This is a genomic window from Paenirhizobium naphthalenivorans, assembly GCF_007992095.1.
GTDB classification, from domain to species: Bacteria; Pseudomonadota; Alphaproteobacteria; order Rhizobiales; family Rhizobiaceae; genus Allorhizobium; species Allorhizobium naphthalenivorans.
Genome location: NZ_BJZP01000005.1, coordinates 19,917 through 46,496, shown reverse-complemented (window position 1 = coordinate 46,496; position 26,580 = coordinate 19,917). Strand labels below are relative to the sequence as shown.

Sequence of the window (26,580 nt, the reverse complement as noted above, 5' to 3'; positions counted from 1 at the left end):
CGGCGTGTTCAGCTCTTGAGACCGGCCAGGGACGGGACCTCCCGCCGCGCGGAGGGGAGAAGTGTGACACAGGCATGATCGAAGGCCTGGTCGATAATGGAGAACTTGATCGCCTGCCAGCCGCAGTATTCGTGCAGCAGACCGGCCATAAACCACAGGTGGGTCTTTTTCGTTTCATCCTGCCATTGCAGCCCGCCGGCCTCGATGGCACGGCGTAGCAGGCGCTGCAAATGGGTCCGCGACATCATGAAATGCGCCGCCAAGGCGCGGGCGTCGACGCGGCCTATATCATAGCGTTCGGCGCTCGCATCGCTCGTCTCGATCCGCCGCACCAGTTCATCCATCACCAGCCCGCCCGCCTCCGTCCATTGAAACATCGCCACCAGCGGCGGCGGCTCGCGCCAGCCGCCATGCTCGAGCGAGCGACGCGCCGTATAGGGCTGGATGATACGGAAAAGCTCCGGATGCGACAGCAAGGTCGCCGCGCGCTCGCCGCCGTCGACCCGGTCGAGCGTGGCGAGATTGGCCAGCGTCCAGCGCATCATGCCGGTATGGCTGACCTCCGTCGCCTCGAAGCGGCGCGGCCGCCGCCCGGCCTCTCCGGCAAGGCTGATGTAGCGATAGCTCAGCATCTGATCGAGGAAGTTCAAGACGGTATTGCGGCTTGCCGCATTGCTGGCGGTGATCATGTCTCGCAGACGCGATGCCGTCAGTCCGGAACGGGGAGCCGCAGGATCGTATTCGAGGTGCAGCGCGAAGGCGCATTGACTGAGCAACCAGCGCTGATGCGACGTAAGCAGCCGCGCCAGCCGCGGATTGTCGTCATATTCGCCCCGCAGATCGACCGAATAGACCTTGAGGGCCTCCAGGAATGCGGGATTGCCGCTGAGGTCATCAACCGAGAGGGCCAAGACAAACCCTCCCGTTCGCGCGAAAGCCGCACCACATGATCACGCCATTCGGGGAAGAAAAGTCGGCATCCTGATCTTGGCAACGCCAGCGAGGACAGGGGACTTCACTATAAAATCTCATAGAATTCACGTCGATCATGCTGGCTTCCGCGACCGCGGAAGTATCGGTTTAGACCTCCAACGTGCCCTAACCTTCCCTCTGTTTCAATCTTTATCCCCCTCACGCGCCGAAAAAGCGGCGTATCGCAAGGATGATCGTCTGTACTTCAACCCTGAGGCGTCGATGCCTTGCGCGCTGCACGGCGCTCGAGACCCAGCTGGTGTTCCCGATAGATGATGAAGATGCCTGCACCAACCACGATTGCCGCCCCGACCAGCGTTGTCATCGTCGGCACCTCGTCAAACAGCAGATAGGCGATCACCGAGCCGAGAATGATCGAGGTGTATTCGAAGGGCGCCACGGTGGAGACATCGGCGTGGCGATAACTCTCGGTCAGCAGGATCTGCCCGAGACCGCCGAAGAAACCGGCAAGCGCCATCAAACCGAGCGACTGCCAGCTCAATACCTGCCAGCCGAAGAACCAGGTGACGGCCGACAGCAGCGACGCGGTCAAAGAGAAGAACAGGACGATGGTCGCGGTCTTCTCCTCCTTGACCAGCTGACGCACCTGCATCATCGCGGCGGCTCCAAGCATGGCTGACACCAGCACCGCCACTGCGCCTGTAGCCGCAGCCGACCCGAACCCCTGCTCGCCGAAGAGCGTAAGCTTCGGCCAGGAGATGATCATCACCCCGACCAGTCCGACGACAACCGCCGTCCAGCGATAAGCACGTACCGTCTCGCCGAGAAACACGGCAGCGAAAACCACAGCAAGAAGCGGCATGGCATAGCCGATCGCGATCGCATCCGGCAGCGGCAGCAGCACAAGACCGTAAAAGCCGATGCCCATGGCCGCGACGCCGATCAGGCCTCGCTTCAGATGACCGAGCGGATTGGCGGTTTGAAAGGCCGAGCGCAGGTCACCCCGCATTGCGAGATAGGCAAGGATCGGCACGATGGCGAAAGCGGAGCGATAAAAGGCGATCTGCCCGGCCGGCATGCCGGAGCCCGCGAGCTTGATACTGGCCTGCATGCCGACGAAAACGGCGACCGAGGCGACTTTCATCAGGATGCCGCGAAGCGGACTGGAGGCGACAACGGCCATGGGGGGACTCATGTCAGGGCGGGAGCGGCGGGAAGAGCGCAGAACGCCCCGAGCCAAAGGATAAGGAAACGCCACGGCCGATGCACTTGACAGAATCCCATTGGAAGAGTGGCACTTCCAGCCAGCGCAGGCAAGGGCAAGAAGAAGGCGCGAACGCAAAGCCGTCGCCCCCTGAGCCGGGCGGATTCCACAATGAAGGTGCAGCCGCAATCGTCGGAGCGATCACGTTCATTGTCTGTCTTGTCTATTTTTTTCGTGATCGGCCAATTCACCCGGTCATCGATCAAAGATCCAACGCCGAGATTTTTTGGCCTGGCGGACGATGCCCCTCACCTGGCCCGAGAACCTGCGCGAGCGGTGACGACCTTGTCGGCGGCGAGGATGACAACACCATCCGCGCGACGCCTGGCGCCAAGAATCCATTTACGGTGGCGCGCGCGAGCCGGAGGGGCAAGATTTTCGGCTTGCGGCCTATCCCGGCGCCCACAATCATTCCCGAACAAAAGCGTAAATATTCACCGTCGAACACTGGCGATATGGCTTTGTATGCACTTTTATTTCTTGGCTTTTTAACAATCGTTCAGAAATGTGTGCCAGTCTCGCCGGCGAAATCATATCCTTGCAGGCGCATGTTCGAGTATCGCGATCACGCAAGGCGGCTCACGGACGAGATCAGGATACACTATGCGAACAGACACTGGCCGGACAATCAATCTGGCAGACTACCGCCCCACCGACTTCGTCCTGGAACGTGTGGATCTTACTTTTGAACTCGATCCGACCGAAACCAAGGTTGAGGCACGGCTGATCTTCCACCGCCGCGAAGGTGTCGATCCGGCAGCGCCCCTGGTTCTGGACGGTGACGAACTGAAGATGACCGGTCTGCTGTTCGACCAGATCGAGATGGAGCCCGCGCGCTATACTGAGACGGCCGACAGTCTGACAATCCGCGACCTGCCGGAATCCGCCCCCTTCGAGATCACCGTCACGACGCTGATCAATCCGGAGGCCAATACCCAACTGATGGGCCTCTACCGCTCCAACGGCATCTATTGCACGCAATGCGAAGCCGAGGGCTTCCGCCGCATCACCTTCTTCCCCGACCGCCCCGATGTGCTCGCCGTCTACACGGTCAACATCATCGCCGACAAAGCCGCCAACCCGCTGCTTCTGTCGAACGGCAACTTCCTCGGCGGCGCCGGCTATGGCGAAGGCAAGCATTTCGCCGCCTGGTTCGACCCCCATCCGAAACCGAGCTATCTCTTCGCATTGGTCGCCGGCGACCTCGGCGTGGTCGAGGACACCTTCGTGACCATGTCTGAACGCGAGGTGGCGCTGAAGATCTATGTCGAGCATGGCAAGGAAGCCCGCGCGGCCTATGCGATGGATGCGCTGAAGCGTTCGATGAAGTGGGACGAAGAGGTATTCGGTCGCGAATACGACCTCGACATCTTCATGATCGTCGCCGTTTCCGACTTCAACATGGGGGCCATGGAGAACAAGGGTCTCAACATCTTCAACGACAAGTACGTGCTGGCCGACCCGGAAACGGCGACCGACCAGGACTACGCCAATATCGAGGCGATCATCGCCCATGAGTATTTCCACAATTGGACCGGCAACCGCATCACCTGCCGCGATTGGTTCCAGCTGTGCCTGAAGGAAGGCTTGACCGTCTATCGCGACCATGAGTTCTCCGCCGACCAGCGCTCGCGCGCGGTCAAGCGCATCGCCGAGGTGCGGCACCTGCGCTCGGAGCAGTTCCCTGAGGATAGCGGACCGCTTTCCCATCCGGTTCGCCCGACGGAATACCGTGAGATCAACAACTTCTACACGACCACCGTCTACGAAAAGGGCTCGGAAGTTACCCGGATGATCGCGACCATTGTCGGCCGCGACGGCTTCAAGAAGGGCATGGACCTCTATTTCGAGCGCCATGACGGCGAAGCCGCCACCGTCGAGGACTTCGTCAAGTGTTTCGAGGATGCCACGGGCCGCGACCTCACCCAGTTCTCGCTCTGGTATCGGCAGGCCGGCACGCCGCAGATCACCGTTTCGTCCTCCTACGACGCGGCCGCCAAGACCTTCTCCCTCTCGCTCGAGCAGATGGTTGCGGCCACGCCCGGTCAGACGGCGAAGGAGCCGATGCACATTCCGCTGAGGTTCGCGCTGATCGGCGAGAACGGTGCAGAGGCGCAGCCGACCGCAGTCAGCGGCGGCGAGGTAAGCGGCGACGTCCTGCACCTGACAGAGCGCAGCCAGACCTTCACCTTCTCCGGCATCGGCGCCCGCCCGGTTGTTTCGCTCAATCGCGGCTTTTCCGCGCCGGTGAACCTGCATTTCGCCCAAAGCACGGAAGATCTCGCCCATATCGCCCGCCATGACAGCGATCTGTTCGCCCGCTGGCAGGCGATCACAGATCTGTCGCTGCCGAACCTCACCGCGGCGGCGGAAGCTGTCGGCGCAGGAAAGCCGGTGGAATGCGGCTCCGCGCTGTGTGAGGCTTTGCTGGCAATCACCGCCGACGACAGCCTCGAACCGGCCTTCCGCGCCCAGGCGCTGGCCCTGCCGAGCGAGTCCGATATCGCCCGCGAGCTGGGCGCCAACAACGACCCCGATGCGATCCACCAGGGTCGTCAGGCAATCCTCGCGGCCATTGCCAAGGCTGGTGCGGCGACCTTCCGCGCGCTCTTTGACGGGCTCGCCTCTTCCCAGCCGTTCAGCCCCGATGCTGCGGGGGCGGGCCGTCGGGCGCTGCGCAATGCGGCACTCGGCTTCCTGGCGCTCAGCGAGAACAGCCCGGCCGGCGCAGTGGAAGCCTTCGCCGAGGCCGACAACATGACAGACCTGTCGCAGGCGCTCACGGTGCTCGCGCACCGCTTCCCCGATGCGACCGAAACCCACGCGGCGCTTGCGGCCTTTGAAAGCCGCTTCGCCGCCAATGCGCTGGTGCTCGACAAGTGGTTCTCCATCCAGGCCACCATTCCGGGTAACGGCGCGCTCGACCGCGTCATGCGGTTGATGCAGAACCCGCACTTCACCGCCTCCAACCCGAACCGGGTCCGGGCATTGATCGGCACCTTCGCCTTCGCCAACCCGACAGGCTTCAACCGGCCGGACGGCAAGGCCTATCACTTCTTCGCCGAAGAGATCCTTGCGATCGACAAGCGCAATCCGCAGCTTGCCGCACGCCTGTTGACAGCGCTGCGCTCCTGGCGCCTGCTCGAGCCGGTCCGTGCCGATCAGGCCCGCGAGGCGCTGATGTCCATCGAGCGGGCACCTGCACTCTCATCCGACGTCGCCGACATCGTGGAGCGGATTCTGAAGGGCTGACTCAGCCCAAGCGGGACGCCCCGGCACGGGGCGATCCCCCGCCGTGCCATTCCTGCTTGCGGTCCTGGCCGGTCTCCTCATTCCCCTCAGGGCGCCTCCTATCCGTTCGACGGTTCAGCGCCCATGAGCCGGTTGGCGGCGAAGATCCGGGCCAGACCGGGCAATGTTCTCGATCAGATTCAAGCCTTTGGCGAAACTGACACAAAAAAAGCCGATTCGGATTAAGGGCTTAAGTTTTTGTTTACCGAACCCGTCTGGACAAGGCGAATCAGCGATGATTCATTGAGTCAGATTCGGGCGAGCGGCGCCCTGGATCGCACGAGGGATCGAGGCAGGGACAATGTCGAACGCGCGGCGGGCAACCGCAGCCGATGAGCGGTTGCGACTCAATTTTTCAGGCTTTGTGGCTTTTTTCAACAGCTTGCGCGAGCGCGTGGCTACGGAAAAAAAAGCCGGAAACGGTTCGTCGCGACGGCTCGAAACCGTGCTACGCCGGTCGATCCCCATTCTGATCCTCGCCTTTCTCGCGGTTGTGGCAATCGCGCGTATCGGCGGCATGCTCAACGAACATGCTCGCCTGGAAAGCGCGGTGCGTCAGACCACGGCGCTGGTTGCCATCACCGCGAAAGCCGCCCTCATCGAGCACGAGGCGCTGTTCCTTTCCGCTGATCGCAATGCGGCGGAAGCCACACTGTCCGCCCTCCTGCCGGCCGAGCGTCTCGCCGGCGACGCCTTCGTGCTGATGGTCGAGCCGTCCGGTCGCATATTCGCCTCGTCGGTGGCTGGCGCCGGCTATGTCGGCTTGCCGCTTGCCAATCTCCTGCCGCAGGTCGCCGCCATCCGCCGCTTCTCCGATCAGCCAGACGGTGTCGAGACCGACATCGGCGGACAGCGCCATTTCGCCGTGTTCACCCCGATCGGCAGCGACGGCGCCCTAGTGCTCACCGCCCACTCTCTACTGCCAACCATGGATTTCTGGCGCAGCGAAATCGCCCTCAATGTCACACTGTTTTCCGGCATTTCACTGATCCTCAGCGTCATTCTCTACGCCTATTTCCAGCAGGTGAAGCGGGCGCGCGAGGCCGACGAGATCTCGCTGGAAAACAATATCCGGGTCGAGGCGGCACTGTCGCGCGGCCGCTGCGGTTTGTGGGATTTCGATCTCGTCAACCGCAAACTGTTCTGGTCGCGTTCCATGTATGAAATGCTCGGCCTGCCCCCGGCGAGCGAGGTCGTTGCCTTTGCCGACGCGGCGCAGCTCATGCATCCAGACGATGGCAATCTCTTCGCCCTTGCCCGCGCCGTCGGCCGTGGCAAATCCAAGCAGATCGACCAGATTTTCCGCATGCGCCACGCCCAGGGCCATTATGTCTGGATGCGCGCCCGCGCCCAGGTGATCTGCTCCCACACCGGCTGCATGCATGTCATCGGCATAGCCATGGACGTCACCGAGCAACATCGGTTGGCTCAGCGCTATGCCGAGGCCGACCAGCGCCTCGCCGACGCGATCGAATGCACGTCCGAAGCCTTCGTGCTGTGGGACAAGAACGATCGGCTGGTGATGTGCAACGGTCACTTCCAGCACGTCTACGGCCTGCCCGACACCATCCTCGTGCCGGGAACCGAGCGCGCCGTGGTACAGGCGGCGGCCCAGCGGCCGATCATCCAGCGCCGGGTGGCCGATCCCGACCAGAGCGGCTCGTCGCGCACCACCGAGGTGCAACTCGCCGACGAGCGCTGGCTACAGATCAACGAGCGACGCACCCGCGACGGCGGTCTCGTCTCGGTCGGCACCGACATCACCCTCCTGAAGCGCCACCAGGAGCGCCTGCGCGACCAGGAGCGCCGGCTGATGGCGACCATCGGCGATCTCTCGTCTTCGCAGAGAAAGCTCGAGAAGCAGAAGTCCGAGCTTTCGATCGCCAATGCCAATTACCAGGCGGAAAAGGAGCGCGCCGAGGCCGCCAACAAGGCGAAGTCGGAATTCCTCGCGAACATGAGCCACGAGCTTCGCACACCGCTCAATGCCATCCTCGGCTTCTCGGAAATCCTGCTCGCCGGCATGTTCGGCCCGATCGGCTCGCCGAAATATTCGGAATATGCCCGCGACATCCACGAGAGCGGCAAGCATCTTCTCAACGTCATCAACGACATTCTCGACATGTCGAAGATCGAGGCCGGGCAGATGAAGATCCGCTGCGAGACGATTGATCTCGACTCGCTGATCGAGGAAAGCCTGCGGCTCACCGCCATCCCGGCGGATGAGAAGAACGTCCTCATCGAGCAGCGTGTCGCCTCCGGTCTGACCATGACGGCCGACCGCCGCTCGATGAAGCAGATTCTGCTCAACATCCTGTCCAACGCTGTGAAGTTCACCGAACCGGGTGGACGGGTCTCGCTTCACGCCCGCAGGATCGGTGACGAAGTGACGATCACCATCGCCGACACGGGCATCGGCATTCCAAAAGCGGCGCTGAGCAAGATCGGCCAACCTTTCGAGCAGGTGCAGAGCCAATATGCCAAGAGCAATGGCGGCTCTGGGCTTGGCCTTGCCATCTCCCGTTCGCTGGTAAGCATGCATGGTGGCAGCCTGAAGATCCGCTCACGCGAAGGCAAGGGCACTGTCGTTTCGGTCCGCATTCCGGATGTGCTGGAGACCGAGGTCCTAAGTAAACGGGCGTGAGAGGTTATTCGGGGGCGCTCATCCGCCGCTGTGGCGACAACGGTCGGCCCTTCTATCACGGCTGGGCGAGATCCTGGATCGGTTGGAACGCGAGGATGCCGCCGACGGTACTGCGCCGGGAATAGGGCTCCGGCCTCGCCTGTCGGCCTGTTCCCCAGTCGAAAGTTCACCATAGTTGTATTTATTCGCCGTACACACGTGAATTCATTTAAGATTACTGATACATATTAAGAGGGAGAGTAAGATACGAGTTCCCTTTTTGCGCGATTTCCCTCAAGCAGTGCGAGCAGGTGAAGAATGCGTCGATCATGTTGGAGCCTGACCTTAATCATTCTTGTCTGCGGAGGCCTGCTTGCCGGACAGACAAGCGCGGCTGAAACACTGCGTCTAGGCGGCAGTGGCGGCGCGCTGCCGATGGCGGAGCGTATTTTCAAGGCCTATGCCGCCCAAGGCGGTCCCACCATCGAGATCGTGCCCGACCTCGGCAGTTCGGGCGCCATCCGCGCGACCGGCGACGATGTCATTGATCTGGCAATCTCGTCGCGACCACTGAAAGCGGAGGAGTCCGCGCGCGGATTGATGGCCACCGCCTTCGCGCGGACCCCGCTGGTACTGATTACATCGCGCCGCGCGCCCGGGAGTGTGAAGAGCGCCGACCTGCCGGGAATATTCGCGGCGGAGAGTCCGAAGTGGCCGGACGGGTCGCCCGTGCGAATTATCCTGCGGCCCAAATCGGAGACCGATACCGCGCTGTTTATCGAGCAGTTTCCCGGCATGGCGGCTTCCATCGACGCAGCGCGACGGCGCCCCGAGATTCCCGTCACAGTGACGGATCAGGACAATGCCACCGCGGCAGAAGAGCTGCCAGGATCGCTTGTCCAGGCAGGCCTCAGCCAGATCGTGACCGAGAGGCGCAACGTGCGACTTGTCGCGATCGATGGCGTGGAACCCACACTGGAGAACTTCGAGAAAGGGCTCTACCCCTACGAAAAGCGCTACTATCTCGTTTATTCGGAGAAAAGCATCGCGATAGCGCAAGGGTTGCTTGACTTTCTTCATTCTGAGCAGGGCCAGAGCGCCTTGCGCGAAACCGGAAGTCTGTCGGTCGGGGAGTGATGGGGAGCATGGCCACCACCCAACTTCGTCACTTGGTTAGCACGATAGGATTGACGGTGGCACTGGTTACTGCGGTCGCCGGTCCGGCCGCCTTTCTTTGGGATGCCTATACCAACACGACAAGTACGCTGGACCTCAAAGCGGGACTCGCCGGCAATAGAGTGGCGCAATATATCTATTCGCACGAGAGCCTCTGGCAATACCAACAGCTCCATCTGCAGAGCCTGATCGAGGCCCCCTACGCCGATGGCGCGGCTTTGCAGCAGAGGATCTATACGACGGACGGGCAATTGATCCTAGAGGTGGGAGCGCCGCTTACGGCCCCGACCATCACCAGACGTCTGCCGGTTATCGTTTCCGGACAACTGCGCGGCTACGTTGAGGCGACGTCCAGTTTCCGCACCCCTCTCTATGAGGCCGGGTTGGTCGCAGTCCTCAGTTCCCTGCTCGGTTTCGGCATGTATTTCGCGCTTCGGATCTTCCCATTGCGGGTGCTCGACCAGACGATGGAGGCCTTGCAGCAGAGCCAGAAGGACCTGGCAACCCAGAATGAGCGGCTGGATACGGCGCTAACGAACATGTCGATAGGCCTGTGCATGTTCGATCACCAGGAAAAACTCGTCGTCGCCAATGAGCGATTTGCGGAGATCTTCAGGCTGTCCCCGGACGAAGTAAGACCCGGGCGGACCATGCAGGAACTGTTGGAGCTGGCCTTCCACCAGGCAGGGCGAAAGGAAGACGACCTGCAGGACACATTGAGGCTGAGCCGACGCTTCATAGCCGAACGCTCGTCCGGATACGCCGTCCACAAGAGCGGTGACGGTCGAAGCATTGCCATGACCCACCAGCCAACGCCGAGGGGCGGCTTTGTCGCGACCTTCGAGGACATCACCGAGAGATTGCTTGCGGAAGAGAAGATCAAGTATCTGGCGCATCATGATGCGCTCACCGGCCTGCTCAACCGCGCGGCCTTTTATGAGCGCATGGACGCCATCGTCGGGCGCATACCGAAATCGAGGTCGCTTGCGGTCCTCAGCCTGGACCTCGACCACTTCAAGAACGTCAACGATACACTGGGCCATCCCGTAGGCGACCTGCTTTTGCAGGCTGCCGCCGATCGCATGCGCAATTGCACCCGTAGCGAAGATATCCTTGCACGTCTGGGAGGGGATGAGTTCGTCATCCTTAAGGTGGATTCCGAACATCCGGCCGATGTCACGGCGCTCGCGTCCCGTCTCGTCGAAGTACTCGGCACTCCGTTCGACCTGGAAGGCCACCAAGTGGTGGTGGCCGCCAGCATAGGCATCGCGATAGCCCCCGGTGACGGTACGGTCCCGGATGTCCTGATGAAGAATGCGGATCTCGCGCTCTACCGTTCCAAAGCCGATGGCGGAGGCACCTACCGCTTTTTCGAACTCGACATGGACGCGCGTATGCAGGCCCGGCGCAGCCTGGAACTCGATCTTCGCAAGGCGATCGTGACCAACGAGTTCGAGGTCTATTATCAGCCGATCATCGACGTGAAGACCGGGGCGGTCACGAGCTGCGAGGCACTTGTGCGCTGGCGGCACCCTGAGCGCGGCATGATCTCGCCCATGGAATTCATCCCGCTCGCCGAGGAGACCGGCCTGATCGTGCCGCTGGGTGAGTGGATCCTGCGGCAGGCTTGCACAGAGGCAGCCAAGTGGCCAAGCCACGTCACCATCGCCGTGAACCTCTCCCCGGCCCAGTTCAAGAGCAAGAACCTCGTTCCCGCCGTGACAAAAGCGCTTGTGTCTTCCGGTCTTCCGGCCAAGCGGCTGGAACTTGAGATCACCGAACTGGTCCTCATCCAGGACAACGAAAGCGCCTTCGCCATACTTCATCAACTCCGCGATCTCGGCATTCGGATCGCAATGGACGATTTCGGCACCGGCTATTCCTCACTGGGCTATCTGCGCAGCTTCCCGTTCGACAAGATCAAGATCGACCAGTCCTTCATTCAAGATTTGCCGCACAAGGAAGAAAGCCTCGCCATCGTCCGCGCCGTCGTGGGGCTGAGCAGTAGCCTGGGGATCGTCACGACCGCGGAGGGCGTCGAAACGGACGAGCAGCTCTCGAGCGTGACCTCCGAAGGCTGCACCGAGTTCCAGGGCTATCTGTTCAGTCGCCCCCAGAGCGCTGGGGATATCGGTCGTACGCTCAGCGAGCAGGCCACGCCCACAATCAACACTGCCTCAGAAAGCACGGAGACCCGACGGCGGCCAGCCTCCGACACTCTCCCCCTCCCCGCTATTTCACTACCGCCTGAAACACCTTCCTGACCGCCTTGGTCAGCCGGCGCAATTCCGCCTCCAGCGACTTGAGATCGGGCGCGTCGCCGGCGCGGCAGACGAGGTCGACAAGGCCGGCGGGGGCAGTTGCGGGGTCGAAACCTCCATCGACGCAGAGCTGGATCACCTGCGACAGTTCAGTCAAGAGATGCAGCGCCGCGAGGCACAGGTCGAGGTCGTTCGGATCCATCAGCTCGCCGCCAAGCCGCTTCAGGGCATCCGCGGTCGAAAGACCGTTGACCTCCGCCTTGACGCCGTGCCCTTTGGCGATCAGCGCCAGATACTGAGCGATGAATTCGATGTCGATCAGCCCGCCGGGGATGAGCTTCAGGTCCCATATGCCCTTCGGCCGCTTCTCCTTGTCGATCATCGTCCGCATTTCCGCGACGTCGCTCGCGGTCTTCGCCTCCTCGCGCGGCTTGGCCAGCACGGCGGCGATGACGGCACGCGTCGCATCCATCAATTCGGCATCACCCGCGATCAACCGGGCGCGGGTGAGCGCCATATGCTCCCATGTCCAGGCTTCCTCGAACTGGTATTTTTCAAAGGCCTTGAGCCTCGTTGCCACAGGTCCCTTGTTGCCGGAGGGGCGAAGCCGCATGTCGACCTCATAGAGCACGCCCTCCCCCGTCGGCGCCGACAGCGCGGCGATCAACCGCTGGGTAAGCCGGGTATAGTAGCGCACCGGATCGAGCGGCTTTGCGCCGTCGGACTCGCCCGCGTCATCGTCGTGTTCATAGAGCAGGATCAGGTCGACGTCGGAGCCCGCCGTCAGCTCGAAGGAGCCAAGCTTGCCCATGCCGGCAAGCGCCACCCTGCCACCGGCGACCTTGCCATGGACGGCCTCGACCTCCGCGATCACGGCCTTCAGAGCATGCTCGATGATCAGGCCGGCAAGGTCGGTGAAGGCATGCCCCGCCAGCACCCCGCCGATCGAGCCAGTGAGCAAGCGGATACCGATCAGGAAACGCTGTTCGGCAGCGAAGATGCGCAGACGATCGAGGATCTCCTCGTAGTGGCGACTGCCGCCGACGAAGGAGGAAAGCCGTCTGGCGAGATAGTCGCGGGTCGGCAGTTCGACCATCAACCCTGGATCGAGCATGCCGTCGAACACATGCGGACGCCGGGCGATGATCTCGGCGAGCCTCGGTGCCGACGACATGATGCTGACGATCAGGTCGAGCAGTGCCGGATTGCTGGTGAGCAGGGAAAAGAGCTGGATGCCGGCGGGCAGACCGGCGAGGAAATTGTCGAAGCGCAGCAGCGCCTCGTCGGCCCGCCGGCTCTCGCCGAAGGTCATCAGCAGTTGCGGCGTCAGTTCCGTCAACCGCTCGCGCGCCTCGACCGATTGCGTGGCGCGGTAGCGACCGTAGTGCCAGGTGCGGATGACGCGGGAAATATCCTCCGGCCGCTCAAAGCCGAGGCTCTCCAGCGTCCGCAGCGTATCGGGGTCGCCCTTCTGTCCGGTGAAGACCAGGTTTCCGGAAGCCGACGACAGGACCTCCTCCTGCTCGAACAGCCGCGCGTAGCGTTTCTCGACCGTCTTCAACACGCTTTCCAGCCGCGCGGAGAAACTGCCCGTGTCGGCAAAGCCGGCCATGAATGCGATGCGGCGAAGCTCGCTCTCGGTTTCGGGCAGCAGATGCGTCTGTTCGTCACGCACCATCTGGATACGGTGCTCGACATCACGCAGGAACCAGTAGGCCTCGATCAACTCGTCGCGGGTTGTCGCATCGATCCAGTTGGCGGCGGTCAGCGCTTGAAGCGCCGCTTCGGTCGGGCGCAGGCGAAGTTCGGGCATACGACCGCCGGCGATCAACTGCTGGGTCTGGGCGAAGAACTCGATCTCGCGAATACCGCCCCGGCCGAGCTTGACGTTATGACCCTTGACGGCGATCGCACCATGCCCCTTGTGCACATGGATCTGCCGCTTGATCGAATGAATGTCGGCGATCGCCGCGTAGTCGAGATATTTGCGAAAGACGAAGGGAACGAGTTCACGCAGGAACCCCTCACCGGCCTTCAGATCACCAGCGACGGGTCGCGCCTTGATGAAGGCGGCACGCTCCCAGTTCTGCCCCCTGCTCTCGTAATAGAGCAGGGCGGCCTCGACCGGCACGGCCAGCGGCGTGGCGCCGGGGTCGGGACGCAGGCGAAGGTCGGTGCGGAAGACATAGCCGTCGCCGGTGCGGTCCTGCAGGATGCGCACGAGACGGCGCATCATCCGGCCATAGGTCTCGGTCGCGTCTTCGGGCGAAACAAGGATACCCGCATCCGTCTCGAAAAAGACGACGAGGTCGATGTCGGAGGAATAGTTGAGCTCGCAAGCGCCGAGCTTGCCCATGCCCAGCACGATCAGGCCACTGCCAAGGGCCGGCGCCTGCGGGTTTGCAAGCTTCAGCTTGCCGCTCTGCTCACCGGCGAGCAACAGATGGTCGATCGCCGCCGCGACGCAGGCGTCAGCCATTTCGGATAGCCAGCGGGTCGTGTCGCGCGCGTCGAAGATCCGGGCGAGATCGGCAAGTGCGGTCAGAAAGGAAAGCTTGCGCTTGGCGGCGCGCAGCCGCGTCATCACTTGCGCTTCGGTCGCCGGCGGCCCGCCTTCTTCGCCGCGCCAGGCATCGCGCGCATCGGCAACGAACCCTTTCAGCAATGGCTCGAGCGGCTCGTCGAGCGCGCGAACGAGTGTCGCCGGATCGAGCAAGGCCATGTCGCGCAGATATGGGGAAAGCGAGAGTGCCGCCGCAACGAAGCTTTTCAGCGGGCTTTCCCCCGCCAAAAGCGCAGCCAGCGCCGGTTGTTGCTTACCGGCATCTTTCAGCAGCGAGAGGGCCGATTTCAGTTCCGTCTGGTTGAACGGTCGGATCACACCGTCCGCAACATCCGAAAGTCTCTTCATCACCGTCTCATTCATCGCCAGCCTCCCCGCACGCGCTCCTTGCGAGATCTTTCTTAGCGAATCTCGCGGCTGAAGGGAAAGCTAGGCTTTCTGCCGGGCAAAGGCCATGCTAGCGCATCAAGGCACCACGGTGCCGTGGCCTGCGTCAATTTGTTTGTTGAACATAGAACTCATATTTCTATACACCTGCAAGATGATGGGAGCGAGTATCGGCCTGGAGACAAGTCTCACCCAATTCCCTGTTCGGAATTATACGCATTTGCATCATGCGCCTGGTGCGGGAGCCTTCCTGCAATGGCCTGAAGCCTGGAGAACACAATGACGGCGGCATCGCTTTCCTATCCGTTGGCCATGGCGCGAACCGGCGAGCAGGTCAGGATTATCGGGCTTGCAGGCGGGCGCAGTGTCGACCAGCGACTGACGGATTTCGGCTTGGCCATAGGCAGCACGGTGCGCGTCGTGCACAACCCGATGACCGGCCCCATGATCGTCGCTGTGCATGAAAGCCGCGTCAGTCTCGGCATGGGCATGGCGCAAAAGATGACCGTCGAACCGCTGGAGAAATAACGCCCATGCCCCTCCTCAACGAACTCCCGGTCGGCGCGGTTGCGCGCGTCACCGGGTACAGCGATCGAAACGCCCCGTGCCGGCGGCGGCTCTTGTCCATGGGTGTCACGCCCGGCGCTGTCATTACCGTCACGCGGCGCGCGCCCCTCGGCGATCCGATCGAACTGAACCTGCGCGGCACGGCGCTCTGTCTGCGTCTGGAGGAAGCGCGGGTCATCACCGTCGAGCCAATTATCGCAACCGTTTCCGACTAGCTCCGTCCGGAACGCTATACCCCACACGCGGATACATTCGATGAACCAGTTGACTGCCGCCGTTGTCGGCAATCCCAATTGCGGCAAGACGACCCTCTTCAACGCGCTCACCGGCTCGCGGCAGAAGGTCGGCAACTGGCCGGGCGTAACCGTCGAGAAAAAGACCGGCACCATGCTGCTCGACGACAAGCCGGCGACGCTGGTTGACCTGCCCGGCACCTATTCGCTCGGCTCGGCCGAAACCTCGCTTGATGAGCGTATAGCGCTCGATTACGCGATCTCCGGCGCGGCCGACGTGTTGATCAACATCGTCGACGCCTCCAATCTGGAGCGGCATCTCTACCTGACGACCCAGCTCCTTGAAATGCGCGTGCCGATGCTCGTCGTGCTCAACATGATGGACGTCGCACGCCAGAACGGCATCAGCATTGACGTCGATGCCCTCGCCGCGCACCTCGGCTGCCCCGTCGTGCCTGTCGCCGCGGCCAAGGGAACGGGGCTCGAGGAGATGAAGCGCGCGATCGCCGAGGTCGCCGCATCGAGGGCCGTGCCGCACTGTTTCTGCCATTATGACGCGCCGGTCGAGAAGGCCGTCACGCGCTTTGCCTCGCGCTTGCCGGACGCCTCTGTCGATCGCAGATGGCAGCTCATCCAGATCTTCGATGGCGACCATGCCCGACTTGCTGCCTTGCCGTCCGACCTTGCCGCAGAGATCGGCGATTGCTTCGCCGATCTGGAGGAAGCGTGCGGCGAGGACCTCGACATCCTGATCGCCGATCGCCGCTATGCCTTTGCCGGCAAGGCGGTCGCAGCTTCCGTCGAGCGTCCGCGCGAGGCCTCGCGCTCGATGACGGACCGCATCGACCGGGTGGTGCTGCACCGCGTGCTCGGCATCCCGATCTTCCTCGCCATCATGTATCTGATGTTCATGTGGACCATCAATGTCGGCTCCGCCTTCATCGATTTCTTCGACATCGGCGTCGGCGCGGTGCTGGTTGACGGGCTCGGCCATGCCATGCGCTCGGCCGGTTCGCCGGATTGGCTCGTGGTTCTGCTCGCCGATGGCGTCGGCGGCGGTATCCGGACAGTCGCCACCTTCATCCCGATCATCGCCTTCCTTTACATCTTCCTGTCGATCCTCGAGGATTCCGGCTATCTGGCCCGCGCCGCCTTCGTTATGGACCGCTTCATGCGCATGGCCGGATTGCCGGGCAAGGCCTTCGTGCCGCTGATCGTCGGCTTCGGCTGCAACGTACCGGCCATCATGGGCACGCGTACGCTCGACAACGACAGCGACCGCAAGACCGCGATCATGATGGCACCTTTCATGTCCTGCGGCGCGCGCCTGCCGGTCTACGCGCTGTTTGCCGCCGCCTTCTTCCCGACCAATGGCCAGAACCTCGTTTTCGGGCTTTATATCACCGGCATCGCCGTGGCGATTCTAACCGGTTACCTGATGAAGATGACGGTCACCAGGGGCCATTCCTCGCCGCTGGTAATGGAGCTTCCTCCCTATCATTTGCCACGCTTTCGCAATGTCGTGCTGCACACCTGGGAACGGTTGAAGGGCTTCGTACTCAGTGCCGGCCGGGTGATCGTGCTGATGGTCGCCTTCCTCTCCTTCGTCAATGCCATGGATACCGAAGGCAATTTCGGCACTGGGAAGAGTGATGCCTCGCTTCTGGCGGCCGCAAGCCGGGCTGCCGCTCCGGTCTTTCATCCAATGGGACTTGATGAAGGCAACTGGCCGGCGATCGTCGGCATCGTCACCGGCGTCTTCGCCAAGGAGGCCGTCGTCGGAACGCTCGATTCGCTCTATGGCGCATTGGCACGGGATGCCGTAAGCGCGGCCCCGCAAGAGCAGCGGACGACGCTTCAGATCATCGGGAACGGACTGAAGGACGCCCTCGCCTCGATCCCGACAAATCTCGCGGCCGTTGCGGGCAAAGCCGTCGATCCGCTCGGCCTTGACATCGGCCATGTCAATTCGCCCGATGCCGCCGCCGCCGAACAGGCCGTGGAGAAAGGCACCTTTTCCGAAATGCAGGCACGCTTCTCCGGCGCCGCCGGCGCCTTCGCCTATATGCTGTTCATCCTGCTCTACACGCCTTGCGTCGCGGCGACAGGGGCGATCTATCGTGAAGCGGGCGCGCGCTGGATGATGGCGGCACTCGCCTGGACGACCGGCATTGCCTATGGCGCCGCCGTCATAGCCTACCAGATCGCCACCTTCGACAAGGCTCCGCTGCAAGCCGCCGGTTGGATTGCCGGGGTGATTGCCGCCTTCGCCCTGACCGTCGCCACGCTCCGCTACAATTCGGCACGGCCTCACCGGACGCTGGCGGTCACAACGGAAGGAGAGCGCTGATGGCGAGCCTCATCCAGTTGCGCGACATCCTGCGTCAACAGAAACGCGCCTCACTCCAGAGCCTGTCGCTGCAAAGTGAGAGCGACATCAGCGCGGTGGAAGCCATGCTGTCGGTATGGGAGCAAAAGGGGCGCGTGCGCCGCACAGCACCCGCCGCCGGGGCTTGCGGTGGATGCGGCGGGTGCCAGAAGGGCTGTTCGTCCGCGCAGGTCATGTTCGAATGGGTCGGGGACTGAGGAACTGAGACCACGCCGGAGTGGCGTCAGGCCAAGGCCGTCGTCAGCCCTTTTGCCCCGGAAACACCATGCTGGCGGTCAGACCACGCGCTCCCCCACCGTCAGGCGTCGTATCGGAAAGTTCCAGCCGGCCGCCATGCAGCGCCATGATCGCCTCGACCAGCGACAGGCCGAGCCCCGTACCGGGCTTGGAGCGGCTGGCGTCGAGGCGCACGAAGCGCTTGACCACGTCACAGCGCTTGTCGGAGTCGATGCCCGGACCGTTGTCAGCCACGGTGACCTGCAATGCGCCGCCGACCTTGGCGACCGTGACGGTGATCTTGTGCTCGCCCTCTGCCGTCGCCCCGTATTTGATGGCGTTGTCGAGCAAATTGAAAAGCGCCTGTCCGATCAGTTCGCGATTACCACGGACCGACAGACCGGGGGCGATCTCGGTCTTGAGCACCAGCCCCGCCTCCTCCGCCACCGGCTCGTAGAGTTCGGCGCTGTCGGCGGCGATCGCCGAAAGGTCGATGTCCGAAAACTCGGCGGCGATCGAGCCCGCCTCGACGCGGGAAATCATCAAGAGCGCGTTGAAGGTGCGGATCAACTGATCGGATTCGGCGATAATGCCTTCGAGCGCGGCACGACGCGCCGTCTCATCGTCCTCCGCCAATGCCTCGGCTGCCTTGTTGCGCAGGCGCGTCAGCGGCGTCTTCAGGTCGTGGGCGATACTGTCAGAAACCTGGCGCAGGCCCTCATTCAGCTTCACGATCCGCCCGAGCATTTCGTTGAGCGAGGAGGACAGGCGGTCGAACTCATCGCCTGATCCGGAAACAGGAAGACGCTGGGCAAGATCGCCCGCCATAATCTTCTGGCTCGCCGCCGAGACACGATCGATCCGCTTGAGGGCACTGCGACCGATGGCGAACCAGATGATGACAGCGCCGAGCCCCATGATGGCAAGCGCCACCATAAGCGCTTGGCGCACCAGAAGCCGCAGCTTGCTCGGCTCGCCAAGGTCGCGGCCAACCAGGACCCGCAGCTTGTTGTCGAGGAAGAACACATGGCCGGCGGCGATGTGGCGCTGCACGTCACCGCTTTCATTGTAGCGCTCGTAGCGGAAGGGATGATCGGTCCAACCTTCATGGTCGAAGAGCCCCGGCTCCACCGACGCGACGTTGCCGGCGAGGATCTCGCCATTCGGACCGGCGATGACGTAGAGATTCGCGCCCGGCTGGCTGGCCCGGCGCTCCATCATGCTCAAAAGCCGATTGACACCACCCCGCTGGAAGGCGGTCTCGATCTCCTCGACCTCCTCCTTCAGCGTATCGCGTGTCTGGACATAGAGGATCTGCTCGGACAGCGCCGTGACGTAGATGACCAACAGCGCGGCGCAAAGCGCGAAGAGCGCGATATAGAGGGCCGATAGCCGGACCGCGGCCGACTTCAACAGGAGCTTGGCTCGGGCGTTCATGGGCGGCTCAGCCTTCGTCCTTGATCATATAGCCCGCGCCGCGCACCGTCTTCAGCAACGGCCGGTCGAAGTCCTTCTCGATCTTCGAGCGTAGCCGCGACACATGCACGTCGATGACATTGGTCTGCGGATCGAAATGATAGTCCCAGACGTTCTCGAGCAGCATGGTGCGTGTCACCACCTGACCGGCATTCTTCATCAAGTATTCGAGCAGCCGGTACTCTCGCGGTTGCAACAGGATCTCCTTGCCGGCGCGGCGCACTTCGTGCGACAGCCGGTCGAGTTCGAGATCGCCGACGCGGTAGGCCATATCCTGTTCCGGCTTGCCCTTGCGACGTCCTAGGACCTCGACACGCGCCAACAGTTCGGAAAAGGCATAAGGCTTCGGCAGATAGTCGTCGCCGCCGGCGCGCAGACCCGTGACGCGATCATCCACCTGGCCAAGCGCGGAGAGAATCAATACCGGCGTATCGACACCACGCTTGCGCAATTCGCTGATGACCGAGAGACCATCGCGGCGCGGCAGCATACGGTCGACCACCATCACGTCATAGCCGTTCTCGCTGCCCATGAAGAGCCCGCTCTCCCCATCGCTGGCATGATCGGCGACAATGCCGGCCTCGCGAAAGGCCTTGGTGATGTATGCGGCGGCTTCGAGGTCGTCTTCGATGACAAGTATCTTCATGTGCGCGACATTATCGTCGGAGGCGCCCTGTGCACAACTGGAATCACCCGACTGTGGCTGGTCGCCCCGCCCGGTACTCATGATGAATGTCCTTTCCCCGGAAAAAGAAAAGGCGCCGCGTCCCGAAGGACCGCGGCGCCCGGTTTGGGTCAGGTTAGCGCCGTCAGCCTTGGGCGATCGGCAGTGCCACGAAGCGGCTGCCGCTGTCGGACTCGATCTGGAACAACGCCTTGGTGCGGCCGTCCTTCTTCGCCTGCTCAAGCACCTTGAGCACATCGTCGGCGGTTGAGATGGCCTGGTTGTTGACCGAGGTGATCTTCTCGCCCGGCTTCACGCCCTTGTCGGCGGCATCGGAGTCCGGATCGACGTCGACGATCGTCAGGCCCTTGCCATCTTCGGCGGGAGTGACGGACAGGCCCATGTTGGCCAGCGCCTGTTCTGTCGCGGGTGTCTGAGTGTCGCCACCGTTCTGGCCATCGGTGCCGGCAAGGTCCTTTTCGCTCGGCAGCTGGCCGAGTTCAACCTTGACGCTCGTCGCCTTGCCTTCACGCCAGATCGACACGTCGACTTTGGTTCCGGGAGCGAAGGCGGCAATCCGCTTGGCAAGATCGCGCGGATCCTTGACCGTTTCGCCGTTGACGGCGGTGACGACGTCACCCTGCTTGATGCCGGCTTTGGCGCCCGGCGAACCTTCCTGCGGAGCGACGACCAGAGCGCCGCTGGCTTCCGACAGGCCGAGCGAGTCGGCGATGTCCTGGCTCACCGGCTGGATCTGCACGCCAAGCCAACCGCGTTCCACCATACCGCCGTCCTTGAGCTTGGCGATCACGTCCTTGGCGACCGAAGCGGGGATGGCGAAGGCGATGCCGACATTGCCGCCCGACGGCGAGAAGATCGCGGTGTTGATACCGACCACTTCGCCGTTGAGGTTGAAGTCGGGACCACCGGAATTGCCACGGTTCACGGCCGCGTCGATCTGGATATAGTCATCATAGGGACCAGAGCCGATGTCGCGGCCGCGAGCCGAGATAATGCCGGCCGTCACCGTGCCGCCGAGACCGAAGGGATTGCCGACGGCCACGACCCAGTCGCCGACGCGCATGTTCTCGTCGTCGGCGAAGTTAACATAGGTGAATTTCTGTTTGGGATTGTCGACCTTCAGCAATGCGAGGTCGGTACGGCTATCCTTGCCGACCAGCTTGGCGTCGAGTTCCTTGCCGTCATTCGTGACGATGGTGAAGGCCGCACCCTCATCGACGACATGGTTGTTGGTGACGATATAGCCGTCCTCCGAGATGAAGAAGCCGGAGCCTTGCGAGGTCGGGCGCAAATGTCCCTTGCCGTCGGCGCGACCGCGCGGCATGCGGTCAGGCCCACGCTTGCCGTTCGGATCCTGGCCCTGGCCGCCGAATTCCTTGAAGAAGCGCTTCAGCGGGTGATCATCGGGCAGGTCCTCGAAGCCCCGGCCACCGAAGCCGAAGGAAAAATTGCTGTTGTCGGCGGTCTGTTCGACATTCGACTGGACACGAACCGATACGACGGCCGGGGAAACGGCCGCGACCACGTCGGCGAAACTCGGCACCTGAGCAGCCTCGACCTTGACCGGCTCGGCATAGGCGGGCGCTGCGGCGAGCGGAAGCGCGCCGGCCAGCATCACAGCCGCAAGACCCGCTGCGGTCGAATTCTTGAGGATCGTCTTGAGCTTGGAGCGACCAATTTGTGCGGACATGAAACTTACCTTCATCTGTTCTTCTGACTGGAGACCGGGAAATCCGGCGAACGCGGTGGACGATGAAGATATAGGACGCCTCACCTTACTGCGAACTGTCCGACAGATGAAATATTTGTAATCTTTGACGGTCCCCACGCAGGGGTGCGGCTCATTCGTCCAGCAGCTTGCCGAGACGTGCCTCTTCCTCGTCCGTCAGTTTTTTCTGTACAGCGCGGCCACGGCCACGCGCGTAGAACAGGGCGATCGCCAGCCCCCCGATCATTAACGCGCCCGGCGCGCCCCAGAGGATGATCGTCTTGCCCGTAAGGCGCGGCTTCAGCAGCACGAATTCGCCGTACCGCGACACGACATAATTGATCACGTCCTCGTCGCTGTCGCCAGCCGTGATGCGTTCACGCACCAGAAGCCTGAGATCACGAGCGAGTTCCGCGTTCGAATCGTCGATCGATTGATTCTGGCAGACCATGCAGCGCAATTGCGCCGAAAGGTCCCGGGCCCGCTGCTCAAGTTTCGGATCGGCAAGCCGCTCACCCGGATCGACGGCGAAAGCCGGGACGGGAAGAACAGCAAGGAGCGCGAAGAGGAGCGTCGTCGCAAGACGCGGCAAATATCCACTTCGCCCTCCGACCTGTCGTCCGCGAGGGAGCAGAGGCCGGACCAAAGAGCGCATCATTCGGCCGCCTCCAGGCTTGCCGCGGCGATCGTCTTGGCACGCCGCTTCGGCGCGCCAACGCGCAGTCTGCGGTCGGAGAGCGAAACGAAACCGCCGGCCATCATGATCAGCGCGCCGTACCAGATGCACAAGATATAAGGCTTCCACCAGATCCGCACGACGATACCGCCGCCGTCCATGCGGTCGCCGAGCGAGACATAGAGTTGGCTGACGCCGAAGGTACGGATACCGGCCTCGGTGGTCGGCATCCGCCGCGCCGTATAGAGCCGCTTCGACGACCAGACGTCACCCTTGTCGACACCCGCCTGCCTGACGGTGAAATGGCCTCGGTCCTCCGTGTAGTTCGGGCCGATGGCCGACTTCATGCCGTCAAACGTGATGGTATAGGCACCCGCGTCGGCCGTCATGCCGGGCGTCATCTCGACCACGGTCTCGGTTTCGAAGGTGGTGACCGCGACAATGCCGAGAACCGTCACGCCCAGCCCCATATGGGCAAGCACCGTGCCGATCGCCGAGCGCGGCAGGCCGTTCAGGCGGCGCAAGGCCACGCCGAACGCCACCTTACGGAAGCCGGCGCGATACCAGAGGTCGGAGAGCGCCCCGAAGATCAGGAAGAAACCGGCGGCCAGACCGAACACGGCGAGCACCGGTCCGCCATTCTCGACGTAGTAGAGGCCGAGCGCCACGACAAAGGCGAGACCGGCGGCCACGTAAAGCCGCTGAAGCGCCGCATAAAGGTCGCCCCGCTTCCAGGCCAGCATCGGCCCGAAGGGAACCGCCACCAGCAGCGGCGCCATCAACAGGCCGAAGGTCAGGTTGAAGAACGGCGCACCGACCGAGATTTTCTCGCCGGTCAGCGTTTCGAGCAGCAGCGGATAGAGCGTTCCGATCAGCACGGTCGCCATCGATACCGTCAGGATCAGATTGTTGAGGACGAGCGCCCCCTCGCGGGAAATCGGATGGAACAAACCACCCGCCTTGAGCAAGGGGGCGCGCAAGGCGAACAGCGTGAAAGCGCCGCCGATGAAGAAGGTCAGGATGCCGAGAATGAAGATACCGCGGCTCGGGTCCGTGGCAAAGGCGTGGACCGAGGTCAAAACACCCGAGCGCACCAGGAAAGTGCCGAGCAGCGACAGCGAGAAGGTCAGGATGGCGAGCAGCACCGTCCAGATCTTCAGTGCGTCGCGCTTTTCCATGACGAGCGCCGAATGCAGCATCGCCGTGCCGGCAAGCCAGGGCATGAAGGAGGCGTTCTCGACCGGATCCCAGAACCACCAGCCGCCCCAACCGAGTTCGTAATAGGCCCAGTAGGAGCCCATGGCGATGCCGGCGGTGAGGAAGGTCCAGGCGGCAAGCGTCCAGGGGCGAACCCAGCGCGCCCAGGCCGCATCGATACGCCCGTCGATCAGCGCGGCGATCGCGAAGGAGAAGCAGACCGAGAAACCGACATAGCCGAGATAGAGCAGCGGCGGATGGATCGCCAGCCCGACGTCCTGCAGCACGGGATTGAGATCCTGGCCCTCGGCCGGGATTGGCGAGAGACGGGTGAACGGATTGGAGGTCAGAAGAATGAACAGCAGGAAGGCCGAGGAGATCCAGGCCTGCACGGCCAGCACATTGGCCTTCAGCCGATCCGGGAGATTGGCGCCGAAGAAAGCGACCAGCGCGGAAAACAGCGACAGGATCAGCAGCCAGAGCATCATCGACCCCTCGTGATTGCCCCAAACCGCCGAAAACCGGTAGATCGTGGGCATCATCGAATGGGAGTTCTCCCAGACGTTCTTGACCGAGAAATCGGACACGACATAAGCCCAGGTCAGCACCGAGAAGGAGAAGGCGACCAGCACGAACTGCGCAACGGTGCCAGTGACCGCGACACCCATCAGCGCGGCATCGCCCCGCTTGGCGCCGATGATCGGGACGATGGCGATGATGATTGCCGCCGCCAGCGCCAGCACCAGGGCATAATGGCCAAGCTCGATAATCATTGGGTCTGTTCCTCCTTCCAGACGCCGTCCTTCTTCAGACGGTCGGCGACTTCCTTCGGCATGTAGTTCTCGTCATGCTTGGCTAGCACGCTGTCAGCGGAAAAGACGGTGCTGCCAGCCTCGAACTTGCCTTCAGTCACCACGCCCTGCCCCTCGCGGAAGAGGTCCGGCAGAATTCCGACGTAGGTGACCGGGACGGTCGCCGTGCCATCGGTAACGGAGAACTTCACGGTCGATCCCTCGCCACGCACGACCGAGCCCTCCTCAACCAGACCGCCGAGGCGGATGCGCGTGCCGGGACCGACGGCGGTTTTTTCCAGATCCGCCGGCATGTAGAAATAGGCGACCGACTGGCCGAAGGCGAACATCACCAGAAGCACCGCGGCGATGATGAAGCTCATGCCGCCAACGATCACGGCCAGACGTTTCTGCTTGCGCGTCATTTCAATGCCTCCTCCACCGGCAGGCCAAGTTCGCGGCCCATGGCGATCAACTGCTTGCCCTCATCCTTCTCGGGCGGGAAGGCGGCAAGGCCGGCTTTCAGTGCCGCGATCGCCTTGTCTTTTTCCTGCAACATCGCATAGGAGCGGACGAGACGCATCCATCCTTCGAAATTGTTCGGGTCATCCTTGAGCTTGGCATCCAGCCCCTCGACCATGCCGCGGATCATCGCATTGCGGTCCGTCGCGGACATGCCGGCGGCGGCGTTGATGTCTCTTTGGGTCGGATTGCCCGGCGCCTTGGCCGAACCCTGGGCCGGCAATCCCGCGACCGGCGCACCGCCGGAGTTGGCGGCGATATGTTGCTGAACCAGCGGCAGCCAGGGAGCGTCCGCCGGCGAGGCCTTGGCGAGCGCCTGGAAGGCGCCCAGCGCATCGGCGTTCTTACCGGCCTGCTCCAGCGCCAGCGCCAGATAGAACTGCGCGCGCGGGTCCCAGGGGTCGAGCCGTAGCGCCTCCTCGAAAGCCGAGCGCGCGTCTTCGGTAATGATCCCGTCATTGCCGGCGATCAGCACCTCACCGAGACCGTTCATCCGCGTCGGGCTGGTGCCAGCGAGGCGGATGGCGTTGCGATAGGCCAGTTCGGCGTCACCGAGGCGCTGCATCTTGAAGTAGATCGGCGCCAGTACGTCCCAGCCGGCGCCATCGTTCGGGTTTTCCGCCAGATGCCGTTCGACCTTGGCGACAAGCAGCTCGATATTGTTGCCGGGATTCTCCAGTCGCGCCGCCAGCGGCGCTGCGGGCATGTCCGGGCTGCCGGTCTTGAGATAGAGGCCGAGACCGACGGCCGGAACACAGAGAATGACGAAGGCTTGCGCCAGCAAGTTGAGACCCTTCGCGCCGGAACGGCCACTCGCATCCACAGCCTCGTTCGACACCGCGAGCAACCGCCGGCCGATCTCGGCGCGGGCATAGCCGGCGTCCTCGGCGGAGATCAGCCCTTGCGCCTTGTCGCGCTCAAGCTCTTTCAGCTGGTCGCGATAAACGGCGGCCTCGCCGGCATCGTCAATCGGAGCGGAGCCTGCCCCCTTGAGGAGCGGCAGGAGCAGGGCGACGGCAACGGCGACCGTCAAAAAGGCAGATATGATCCAGAACAACATGCTGCTCAATTACTTCAAGCCGAGACGTGATGCCACAGACAAACAACGGATGACGCGAAATTGAGGCGTTTGGCCGCAAGCCGATCCGTGAGAGAGCAGATGATGGGCAGCCTTGGCTTAAGTCAAGGGCGTCCAGGTCCCGTTCGAATTGCGGCAGGCCGCACCGCGGGCCTCGATCTGGCGGCCCTTGGCGTTCAACTTATGGGTATACTGGCGGCAATTCTGCTGACCGACCTGATAGGGCGCGGCAGCGACCACCTGGCCGCTTACGCTCTGTCCGGTCCAGGCGACAGGCTGTCCGCCGGGCGCCGCTTCCAGCGCCCGATATTCGGCCTCGAGCGCCCGCTGCAACTCGCTGTCGGTCAACTTCAGCCCGGAGCGCGAAACGATGCCGCCCTGAAGCGCCGAAATATAAAGCGCCGACGGATTGGCCTTGCCCGAGGACAGAAAACCACCCTTCGATCCGCCAGTCGTCGTGCAGGCCGAAAGCGCCAGTGCGGCCAGCATCAACGCTGCCGCGCCGCCAAAGCGGGAAACACTCATCGGACCAGCCCCGGTCCGC

The 26,580-nt window shown here is 62.8% G+C and carries 19 protein-coding genes; 8 read left to right on the top strand and 11 right to left on the bottom strand.

Annotated elements, in window-relative coordinates; all coding sequences use genetic code 11:
- Positions 1 to 8: 8 nt before the first annotated feature.
- Positions 9 to 911 (bottom strand): hypothetical protein, encoded by a 903-nt coding sequence (locus tag RNA01_RS06715; RefSeq protein ID WP_235916474.1) that lies wholly within the window; start codon positions 909 to 911, stop codon positions 9 to 11.
- A gap of 266 nt (positions 912 to 1,177) precedes the next feature.
- Entirely contained in the window at positions 1,178 to 2,116 is a 939-nt protein-coding gene (locus RNA01_RS06710) for a DMT family transporter (protein WP_147179200.1), read from the bottom strand.
- A gap of 684 nt (positions 2,117 to 2,800) precedes the next feature.
- On the opposite strand from RNA01_RS06710, the gene pepN reads away from it, so the two are divergent.
- The 4 genes from pepN (at position 2,801) to RNA01_RS06690 (ending at position 11,551) form a co-directional block, all read left to right on the top strand.
- Entirely contained in the window at positions 2,801 to 5,449 is a 2,649-nt protein-coding gene (gene pepN, locus RNA01_RS06705) for an aminopeptidase N (protein WP_147179199.1), read from the top strand.
- 340 nt (positions 5,450 to 5,789) lie between these two features.
- Positions 5,790 to 8,132 carry a PAS domain-containing sensor histidine kinase gene (locus RNA01_RS06700; protein ID WP_147179198.1) on the top strand — a complete coding sequence of 781 codons (2,343 nt, stop codon included), beginning with the start codon at positions 5,790 to 5,792 and terminating at the stop codon, positions 8,130 to 8,132.
- A gap of 297 nt (positions 8,133 to 8,429) precedes the next feature.
- Complete coding sequence (locus RNA01_RS06695; protein ID WP_147179197.1) at positions 8,430 to 9,248, top strand: PstS family phosphate ABC transporter substrate-binding protein; 819 nt, start codon at positions 8,430 to 8,432, stop codon at positions 9,246 to 9,248.
- Positions 9,249 to 9,256: 8 nt separating this feature from the next.
- Complete coding sequence (locus RNA01_RS06690) at positions 9,257 to 11,551, top strand: putative bifunctional diguanylate cyclase/phosphodiesterase (protein ID WP_170253381.1); 2,295 nt, start codon at positions 9,257 to 9,259, stop codon at positions 11,549 to 11,551.
- On the opposite strand, the gene RNA01_RS06685 is transcribed toward RNA01_RS06690, so the two are convergent.
- A complete protein-coding gene (locus RNA01_RS06685) occupies positions 11,520 to 14,474 on the bottom strand; it encodes a bifunctional [glutamine synthetase] adenylyltransferase/[glutamine synthetase]-adenylyl-L-tyrosine phosphorylase (protein ID WP_371864053.1) in 2,955 nt (984 codons plus the stop codon). The genes RNA01_RS06690 and RNA01_RS06685 overlap by 32 nt on opposite strands.
- A 303-nt stretch (positions 14,475 to 14,777) precedes the next feature.
- Here RNA01_RS06685 and RNA01_RS06680 point away from each other — a divergent pair, with 303 nt between their 5' ends.
- From RNA01_RS06680 to RNA01_RS06665, 4 genes are read left to right on the top strand one after another with little or no spacing between them, the layout of a single operon-like run.
- Positions 14,778 to 15,026 (top strand): FeoA family protein, encoded by a 249-nt coding sequence (locus tag RNA01_RS06680; protein ID WP_147179194.1) that lies wholly within the window; start codon positions 14,778 to 14,780, stop codon positions 15,024 to 15,026.
- 5 nt (positions 15,027 to 15,031) lie between these two features.
- The gene (locus RNA01_RS06675) at positions 15,032 to 15,280 is read left to right on the top strand and encodes a FeoA family protein (protein WP_147179193.1); all 249 of its coding nucleotides are present in this window, start codon (positions 15,032 to 15,034) and stop codon (positions 15,278 to 15,280) included.
- Positions 15,281 to 15,320: 40 nt separating this feature from the next.
- Entirely contained in the window at positions 15,321 to 17,648 is a 2,328-nt protein-coding gene (gene feoB / locus RNA01_RS06670) for a Fe(2+) transporter permease subunit FeoB (protein ID WP_147179192.1), read from the top strand.
- Positions 17,648 to 17,884 (top strand): FeoC-like transcriptional regulator, encoded by a 237-nt coding sequence (locus RNA01_RS06665; RefSeq protein WP_147179191.1) that lies wholly within the window; start codon positions 17,648 to 17,650, stop codon positions 17,882 to 17,884. Before feoB ends, RNA01_RS06665 begins: the two co-directional genes overlap by 1 nt.
- Before the next feature lie 43 nt (positions 17,885 to 17,927).
- Here RNA01_RS06665 and RNA01_RS06660 read toward each other — a convergent pair whose 3' ends face one another.
- The 8 genes from RNA01_RS06660 to RNA01_RS06625 all read right to left on the bottom strand — a co-directional run bounded on the left by RNA01_RS06660 (position 17,928) and on the right by RNA01_RS06625 (position 26,561).
- Positions 17,928 to 19,340 (bottom strand): sensor histidine kinase, encoded by a 1,413-nt coding sequence (locus RNA01_RS06660; RefSeq protein ID WP_147179190.1) that lies wholly within the window; start codon positions 19,338 to 19,340, stop codon positions 17,928 to 17,930.
- Positions 19,341 to 19,347: 7 nt separating this feature from the next.
- Positions 19,348 to 20,106: a response regulator transcription factor gene (locus RNA01_RS06655; RefSeq protein WP_147179189.1), complete on the bottom strand. Its 759-nt coding sequence runs from the start codon at positions 20,104 to 20,106 to the stop codon at positions 19,348 to 19,350.
- A gap of 82 nt (positions 20,107 to 20,188) precedes the next feature.
- The gene (locus RNA01_RS06650) at positions 20,189 to 21,754 is read right to left on the bottom strand and encodes a Do family serine endopeptidase (protein ID WP_147179188.1); all 1,566 of its coding nucleotides are present in this window, start codon (positions 21,752 to 21,754) and stop codon (positions 20,189 to 20,191) included.
- A 151-nt stretch (positions 21,755 to 21,905) separates the two neighbouring features.
- On the bottom strand, positions 21,906 to 22,364 hold the full coding sequence (locus RNA01_RS06645; protein ID WP_235916471.1) for a cytochrome c-type biogenesis protein: 459 nt from the start codon (positions 22,362 to 22,364) through the stop codon (positions 21,906 to 21,908).
- Positions 22,365 to 22,426: 62 nt separating this feature from the next.
- On the bottom strand, positions 22,427 to 24,418 hold the full coding sequence (locus RNA01_RS06640) for a heme lyase CcmF/NrfE family subunit (RefSeq protein WP_147179187.1): 1,992 nt from the start codon (positions 24,416 to 24,418) through the stop codon (positions 22,427 to 22,429).
- Positions 24,415 to 24,861 carry a cytochrome c maturation protein CcmE gene (gene ccmE / locus RNA01_RS06635; RefSeq protein ID WP_147179186.1) on the bottom strand — a complete coding sequence of 149 codons (447 nt, stop codon included), beginning with the start codon at positions 24,859 to 24,861 and terminating at the stop codon, positions 24,415 to 24,417. Before ccmE ends, RNA01_RS06640 begins: the two co-directional genes overlap by 4 nt.
- Positions 24,858 to 26,018 (bottom strand): c-type cytochrome biogenesis protein CcmI, encoded by a 1,161-nt coding sequence (gene ccmI, locus RNA01_RS06630; RefSeq protein ID WP_147179185.1) that lies wholly within the window; start codon positions 26,016 to 26,018, stop codon positions 24,858 to 24,860. Before ccmI ends, ccmE begins: the two co-directional genes overlap by 4 nt.
- Before the next feature lie 117 nt (positions 26,019 to 26,135).
- Entirely contained in the window at positions 26,136 to 26,561 is a 426-nt protein-coding gene (locus RNA01_RS06625; RefSeq protein ID WP_147179184.1) for an RT0821/Lpp0805 family surface protein, read from the bottom strand.
- Between the last annotated feature and the right edge of the window lie 19 nt (positions 26,562 to 26,580).

What these genes read in the sequence shown, in the direction of transcription:
- RNA01_RS06710 (WP_147179200.1), bottom strand. Translation starts at nt 2,116, where the DNA reads ATGGCCGTTGTCGCCTCCAGTCCGCTTCGCGGCATCCTGATGAAAGTC.
- pepN (WP_147179199.1), top strand. Translation starts at nt 2,801, where the DNA reads ATGCGAACAGACACTGGCCGGACAATCAATCTGGCAGACTACCGCCCC.
- RNA01_RS06700 (WP_147179198.1), top strand. Translation starts at nt 5,790, where the DNA reads ATGTCGAACGCGCGGCGGGCAACCGCAGCCGATGAGCGGTTGCGACTC.
- RNA01_RS06695 (WP_147179197.1), top strand. Translation starts at nt 8,430, where the DNA reads ATGCGTCGATCATGTTGGAGCCTGACCTTAATCATTCTTGTCTGCGGA.
- RNA01_RS06690 (WP_170253381.1), top strand. Translation starts at nt 9,257, where the DNA reads ATGGCCACCACCCAACTTCGTCACTTGGTTAGCACGATAGGATTGACG.
- RNA01_RS06685 (WP_371864053.1), bottom strand. Translation starts at nt 14,474, where the DNA reads ATGAATGAGACGGTGATGAAGAGACTTTCGGATGTTGCGGACGGTGTG.
- RNA01_RS06680 (WP_147179194.1), top strand. Translation starts at nt 14,778, where the DNA reads ATGACGGCGGCATCGCTTTCCTATCCGTTGGCCATGGCGCGAACCGGC.
- RNA01_RS06675 (WP_147179193.1), top strand. Translation starts at nt 15,032, where the DNA reads ATGCCCCTCCTCAACGAACTCCCGGTCGGCGCGGTTGCGCGCGTCACC.
- feoB (WP_147179192.1), top strand. Translation starts at nt 15,321, where the DNA reads ATGAACCAGTTGACTGCCGCCGTTGTCGGCAATCCCAATTGCGGCAAG.
- RNA01_RS06665 (WP_147179191.1), top strand. Translation starts at nt 17,648, where the DNA reads ATGGCGAGCCTCATCCAGTTGCGCGACATCCTGCGTCAACAGAAACGC.
- RNA01_RS06660 (WP_147179190.1), bottom strand. Translation starts at nt 19,340, where the DNA reads ATGAACGCCCGAGCCAAGCTCCTGTTGAAGTCGGCCGCGGTCCGGCTA.
- RNA01_RS06655 (WP_147179189.1), bottom strand. Translation starts at nt 20,106, where the DNA reads ATGAGTACCGGGCGGGGCGACCAGCCACAGTCGGGTGATTCCAGTTGT.
- RNA01_RS06650 (WP_147179188.1), bottom strand. Translation starts at nt 21,754, where the DNA reads ATGTCCGCACAAATTGGTCGCTCCAAGCTCAAGACGATCCTCAAGAAT.
- RNA01_RS06640 (WP_147179187.1), bottom strand. Translation starts at nt 24,418, where the DNA reads ATGATTATCGAGCTTGGCCATTATGCCCTGGTGCTGGCGCTGGCGGCG.
- ccmE (WP_147179186.1), bottom strand. Translation starts at nt 24,861, where the DNA reads ATGACGCGCAAGCAGAAACGTCTGGCCGTGATCGTTGGCGGCATGAGC.
- ccmI (WP_147179185.1), bottom strand. Translation starts at nt 26,018, where the DNA reads ATGTTGTTCTGGATCATATCTGCCTTTTTGACGGTCGCCGTTGCCGTC.
- RNA01_RS06625 (WP_147179184.1), bottom strand. Translation starts at nt 26,561, where the DNA reads ATGAGTGTTTCCCGCTTTGGCGGCGCGGCAGCGTTGATGCTGGCCGCA.